A 6,118-nucleotide genomic window follows, 5' to 3' on the forward strand; every position below is an offset into this window, starting at 1 on the left:
ATAATCAAGGTTAAGCCACAATTTACAAGTAAGATAGGTTTGTATAAATACTGCCATCAATATGGAATGGTAGTTCATAATGGTGCAGGAATGGTCATAGCAAGAAGGAGTTATGGATTTAAAGAAAAAGTACCAAAAATATTGGTTGATAAGTTTATTGATGATATAGAAGAATTTAATACATATAATGAATGGAAAAAATGGACTGTAATAAATAAAAATATAAAAGGAAAGGTAGGTGTAAAGCCTGATTTGTGGTTAATCAATAGGAAGAAATTATTAGGAATAGCAAGTTAGAAGTAACTTAAAAATATATGTATTGCCTAAGTACACCTAGTAGGAAAGGCTTAGGTGATTAAAATATTTTGAGGAATGGGTAACTCCCATAATCTTGTAGGACTCTATTGGGATAATTGAACAATAGTGGCAAGACGAGATTTAGCAATGCTATCCTAGTGGTTGAATCCTGTTATACCACCATCTTATTAGTCCGATAAGGTGAAAAATTTAGACAGGTAAGATTGTCTAAATTTTAGAAATCAGGAGATAATTTTGGAAGCATTAAATATACAGAAAAGAGTTAAAAAATGCAATCATTTTGCTAAAAAGGAAAGAAAAAATGGTAAAATTCCAGGTGTCTTATATGGAAGTGGTATTAATAGTTTTATGTTTGAAGTTGGTGAAATAGAACTAAATAATCAGATTAAAAGAGATGGAGAACATGGACTGTTGAATGTGGAGGTTGATGGAAGTATAATTAAAGCATTGATTAAAGAAGTCCAAAGAGAACCATTAAGCCATAAGGTAATACATATTGATTTAGAAAAAGTAGATGGAAATGAATATATACAAACAGAAATTCCTATTGTACTTAAAGGTGAAGGTGCTGTAAAGAGTAAAGGTGGAATTATTCAAAAAGAAAAAACATCTGTAAAAATACAGTGCAAAGCAGATAATATTCCTAGAAGTATTGATATTGATGTGTCTAATTTAGGTATAGGGGGAATGGTAAGAATAGGCGATGTTGAATTAGGAGAAGATTTTACATTCATAGAACCAGAAAATACTGTAATAGTTTCAATAACAACCAACAATTCAGAGTTCGATGAAGAAGATGATAATGAAGAGAAAGAGGATGCTATATTGTAGACATATAGGGATATAAGAAAGGGGCTATGGCACTAATTATTTAGTGCTATAGCCCCTTTAATTTGCCTTTTGTCTGTCTAAATAATATGGATATGAATCATTTTATTGTATCCGAATTTTTGTATATAACTGTGTCATAAATAACTGTAAAAACTGTATTCCAGTTTTTGAAAGGTACCAGGTACCTTTCAAAAATTTTTACTACTTTATAAATAACAAACTGATAGAAGCTAAAAACAATATAAACCACATAGCCGCTACTATTACATTTCCATTTTTAAAGTTTTTATAAGTTGCTACTAATAAAACAATAACTAGTATAACAAATGTTACTATCCCAGCTACCTTTAACATATTTTCTGTATTATATATTTTATGCTCTATATAGGCAGCTGAATATAAAGTCATGACTATAGTTAACACGAAAAATAATATAATTTCATTCAACGGTTTTTGTTTTATTATTAAATATATAGTTGTTGATAATCCGACAATGCTAAATAATACAGGAAGCATATTTCCGAATTCAATTGGCAAAAAATTAATCAACAAAACTACTGCTCCAGCGATTATTCCACCAAGTAAATTATTTTTCGATTTCATTTATATTTCCTCCTACTAAAGTTAGCCCCAAAAACTATCCTTAAATTTATACCATTTGTAGGTTCTACTTACCATTTCAACTCCTAAACCTATAGCAGTTCCAATGCCTATTGTTGCAAATACACCTGCTGATGCTGGAATAAGTAACATTCCTAAACCAACAGCGACCCCTGTTGTAATAAAATCAACAAACACTCTTTTCCCTCCACCTTGCCAAGACCAACCGTACTTATTTAAAACGCTTATTGAATTATAAATAAAGAAACCAGCCGTTCCTATAATTCCAATAGCACTTCTTACAAGTGGAGCTACGCCATGAAAGGTTACACTTGTATTTCTCCATACTGCACCAAAAAGACCATATATAGTCTTTCTGGTTGTATCTTTGATGAATTTTTTTGCAATTGTTGCTGTAGCATTATCTGCTATTGATGCAGCTGTAGCATAAATCGTACTGGTTTTTATGTTTCCTTTTGATTCATAGTTATTGCTTATTTCAGTAAGTGTTGCTCCGTTCATAATATCAAATGAAGCTTCTACCATTGCTTTAGTTTCTTCACCTAAAGTAAATATTGGTCTAAATCCAGATGGGTCTTTCATATTCACAGGATTATTCATGCAATATGCAAACATATTATGAGACAACAAATCTCCAGTACTTCCTGCTATTCCATCTGCATTAATAAACCTTCCCCATTTAGGACTATAATATCTGGACTGAAGATAGTACAATCCAGTCTCTGTATCGTATCTATAACCTCTGTAACGATAAGGATTTTTAACTCCTACAGTTGATGCTAGTGTTCCCTCTATAGATATTAGTTTTCCCCATGAATCATAAGTATATTTTACTACTTCTGTTCCATCTTTATCAAATAGTCCAATAATATCTCCTTGAACGTTTCTGATGTAGTAGTATTCATCACCATTTAGATTCATACTTACTAAATTACTACTACTGCTGTAGGTATAGTAGATATTATCAGTTCCATTTGTCTCATATGTTACTTTATTACCAACAATATGATATTTTGTTGTAATGCCATTTACTGTTTTTTCTGTTCTTATACCTGATGAATTGTATTTGTAGTCAATGTTGTAACCATTTCCATTTAAGGATTTTAGTTGTCTTCCTTTTTCCCAATCAAATGTCCATCCGTCATAGGTTAAGGGGTTCCCAATTGCATCATAGGTTATTGCTTTTCCATCATAACTTGTTAGCTTATCTTTCCAATTAGAATTATTATATTCATAATAATAATTTGTTTTTGTTCCACTTCCATAAGCTATTTCTTGTTTTCTTGTTAGGTTTCCACCCTTATCATAGTAGTAAATTATTGTTTTATTTAGTATTTGATTGTCTTCTTGTATTAATTCATTTAATTCATTGTAGTAATATAGTATTTGTCCTCTTGGTTCTGTTATTGTTTTAATATTTCCTTTTTTATCGTAAGTATAGGTAATATTTTCACCATTGTTATTTATTTTCTTCACTCTAGTTGTTGTTGAGTTTGCAGATGCACCTGCTTCATATTCAAAGCTTGTATTAAATTCGCATTTACCTGTACTTATTTTTTACTTTGTAATCTTCCTAAAACATCGTAATCATAGTGTACTCTATTTCCTCTGCTACTATCATATATTGAATTGATATTTGTGTGATTTAGTGCTGTATTATAGAATGTAAATTGTTCAACTTGTCCATCTAAATAATATGGATATGAATCATTTTGAAGCCTTCCTATATTCGTTTTTGCACCAGTAAAATCTTTGAAATCATTTGTTGTACCTGTATATGCGTTATTATTTAAATATAGTGCATATTCCAATGTGCTTCCATTTAAATTCCATGTAAATGCTGCATAATACCATGTGTTTGTGTCCACTGTAACTGTACTACTTGTTAATTCAATCCATAAACCAGATGTATTTCTTACTGCAAGCTTTAATTTATTATCAGAACTTATATACATATCTATAAATTCATTATTTGCTCCCTTGCAGTTTATTAAATATCTTCCTACATCTGCTGTGTTTGTTTTAAACCAAAGTCCAATTGTACCCGAATTTTTGTTTATACCTGTATCGTAAAGAACTGTCGTTTTATCTGTACTGTTTATTCTTAATACCGTTTTATCATTTTCATCTTTTCCAAATGATGCATTATAGCTGTATGGTTTAGTTCCTTTTGAACCTTTTGCACTTCCGTTAAGTGGAAAGTATTCTACATATTCATCATTTTTAATAGGGTTATTGTAGTAAATATCTTTGATTCTGTTGTCTTTATCATATTCATAATTTGTTATGTGTCCTGTATTATTTACTTTTTCATTAAAATCGCTGAGATTATTTGTTATATCATAATCATAGCTTAATGTGTTTCCATTTGAATCAGTTATTTTAGCTAGTCTGTCTGCTGCATCATACATATAGCGGTAGTTAACATTATTGTACACATCATAATGGCGACCAATATTTCCATTTGAATCATATTCATAACTATATTTTTGAGCACCATTATATTTTTCAGCTATTATTCTATCTTCATCATCATAAATATATTCTACTTTGTCACCGTTTCCATAGAATGATTCTTTTAGTTTACTACTTCTGTCTTCATAGGTATTTGTTATAAGGTTCTGAGTACCTACATTTACAACTTTATTGTTTCCTAGTGAGTCATATTCAAAGCTGTAGTTAAATCCGTTATGTGTTATGGTTTTAATTCTGTCATTTTCATAGGTATAGCTATTTGTTATTGTTTGTCCATCAACATCCTTGGATACACTCTGAAGCCTGTCAAGATTTGTATCATAAACATAGCTTGTTGTTTTTCCAGCTTCATCTATAACGCTTTTGAGTGTTCCTTTAGTTTTGTCAAAGTTGTAGTTAATTTTATTGCCAGAAGAATCTTCTATAGATTTAATATAGTTTCCATTTGTTGTGTATTCTGCTGTTGATTTTATGAACAATTCTGAGTTACCAATATTTGCTGTTTTGACATTTCCATAGCTGTCATATTCAAATGAGTATTTGACATTTTCAGCTGTAGTAGCTGTTTTTATGTTATAATTAGTATCATATGTGTAGTTAAATTCATTTCCTTTTGGGTCAACATATTTTATTAGATTATTGTTTCCGTCATATTCAAAAGTTGATTCCTGCTTTGCTAAATCAACAGTAGAAATTACATTTCCATTTTCATCATAAGTATAACTCTGGCCAAATTCTTCTTTGTAAAGTTGTAGTCCGTCAAAATATGCTGTATTTGCATTTTGGTAGTATAGACAGTAAAACGTTATACTTTTGCAATCTTCTTTTAATACTATTTTTTTTGATACATATTGCCATTCGCTTGAGTTTTCATTAAAAGGTATATATTCCCAATGTTTTTCTCCATTTGATTTTACTAGTGCTATATCAAGTCCAAGTGTTCTATCTGATGTCATAGGTACTGAATCCGCTTTTGCCCATCCTGAAACAACAAATACGTCTCCTTTTTTAGCAGATATATTTATTTGTTGATATAAACTTTTATCTTTGTCTGCTTCACCTGTAAATTTAAATACTTTTCTATTGCTATCAAGCTTTGTTGGGTAGCTTGTATCACTTGTTGTCAATGTCTCAGATTTATCATTATCAGTACAATTATTGTTTTTATTCCAGTAATAAGGAGTATCTGCATTTGAATTATAGTATAGATTAGGATTTTCAAGTATATTGTATCTATTTGCTATGGAACCGTCTTCAAGTTGAAGTGTGTCAAAATAAGCAGTTCCTGTTTCACTATCTATTCCAACTCCTACCTTTATAGTAGAAGATATAGCATTTATTGGTAAGGTGAATTTAGTTTCATATCTTTCCCAATCTGTTGTACCGTTTATATATTTTGAATCTACGGTTTTCCATACTCCTGTTTTATCTTGATATTCTACAAAAAGTTTTGCACCTTTGCTATTTGTCCTTGAAATGCTATTTGCTTTTACATACGCTGAAAATGTATATGTATTGCCTTTTCTCAATGCTACTTGTTGAATAAAATAGTGTTTCCCAATATTATTTGTTTTATCAATTTTTAAGGATTGGTTTCCGATGTATTTGTTATCATTGCTAAATACTGCTGAACCAGTTGATGAAGCATCATTTCCTGCAAACCAGTAGTCACTTCCTTTTACATTATGGTTCATAAGATAGTTCATTATTGGTCTTTGAAGTTTTGAACGAAGTGATAACTTGTTTTGTGAACTACCCTCCACTTACTTCGTTGAAGTGGGGGCTTCTTGGTCAATACTCCCAATGGAGCAAGTTTACCCAAGCTAACAAGGTCGTCCCAACCTCTGATTATTACCAAAATTATATAGCTAAT

4 protein-coding genes and 1 pseudogene are annotated in these 6,118 nt (G+C 30.5%); 2 read left to right on the forward strand and 3 right to left on the reverse strand.

Features of this window, described 5'->3' with window-relative positions; genetic code table 11:
- A pseudogene (locus CLTEP_RS13085) lies at window positions 1-297 on the forward strand (IS200/IS605 family accessory protein TnpB-related protein); the annotation flags it as partial.
- A gap of 255 nt (window positions 298-552) precedes the next feature.
- The gene (locus CLTEP_RS13090) at window positions 553-1,149 is read left to right on the forward strand and encodes a 50S ribosomal protein L25 (RefSeq protein ID WP_066827412.1); all 597 of its coding nucleotides are present in this window, start codon (window positions 553-555) and stop codon (window positions 1,147-1,149) included.
- Window positions 1,150-1,350: 201 nt separating this feature from the next.
- On the opposite strand, the gene CLTEP_RS13095 is transcribed toward CLTEP_RS13090, so the two are convergent.
- The 3 genes from CLTEP_RS13095 to CLTEP_RS13105 all read right to left on the reverse strand — a co-directional run bounded on the left by CLTEP_RS13095 (window position 1,351) and on the right by CLTEP_RS13105 (window position 6,008).
- Window positions 1,351-1,752: a hypothetical protein gene (locus tag CLTEP_RS13095; RefSeq protein WP_066827414.1), complete on the reverse strand. Its 402-nt coding sequence runs from the start codon at window positions 1,750-1,752 to the stop codon at window positions 1,351-1,353.
- 21 nt (window positions 1,753-1,773) lie between these two features.
- On the reverse strand, window positions 1,774-3,246 hold the full coding sequence (locus CLTEP_RS14730; protein ID WP_153016345.1) for an RHS repeat-associated core domain-containing protein: 1,473 nt from the start codon (window positions 3,244-3,246) through the stop codon (window positions 1,774-1,776).
- 74 nt (window positions 3,247-3,320) lie between these two features.
- Window positions 3,321-6,008, reverse strand: a complete 2,688-nt coding sequence (locus tag CLTEP_RS13105; RefSeq protein WP_066827415.1) for a carbohydrate binding domain-containing protein — start codon at window positions 6,006-6,008, stop codon at window positions 3,321-3,323.
- Window positions 6,009-6,118 lie beyond the last annotated feature (110 nt).

Source organism: Clostridium tepidiprofundi DSM 19306 (assembly GCF_001594005.1).
Lineage (GTDB): Bacteria > Bacillota > Clostridia > Clostridiales > Clostridiaceae > Clostridium_AC > Clostridium_AC tepidiprofundi.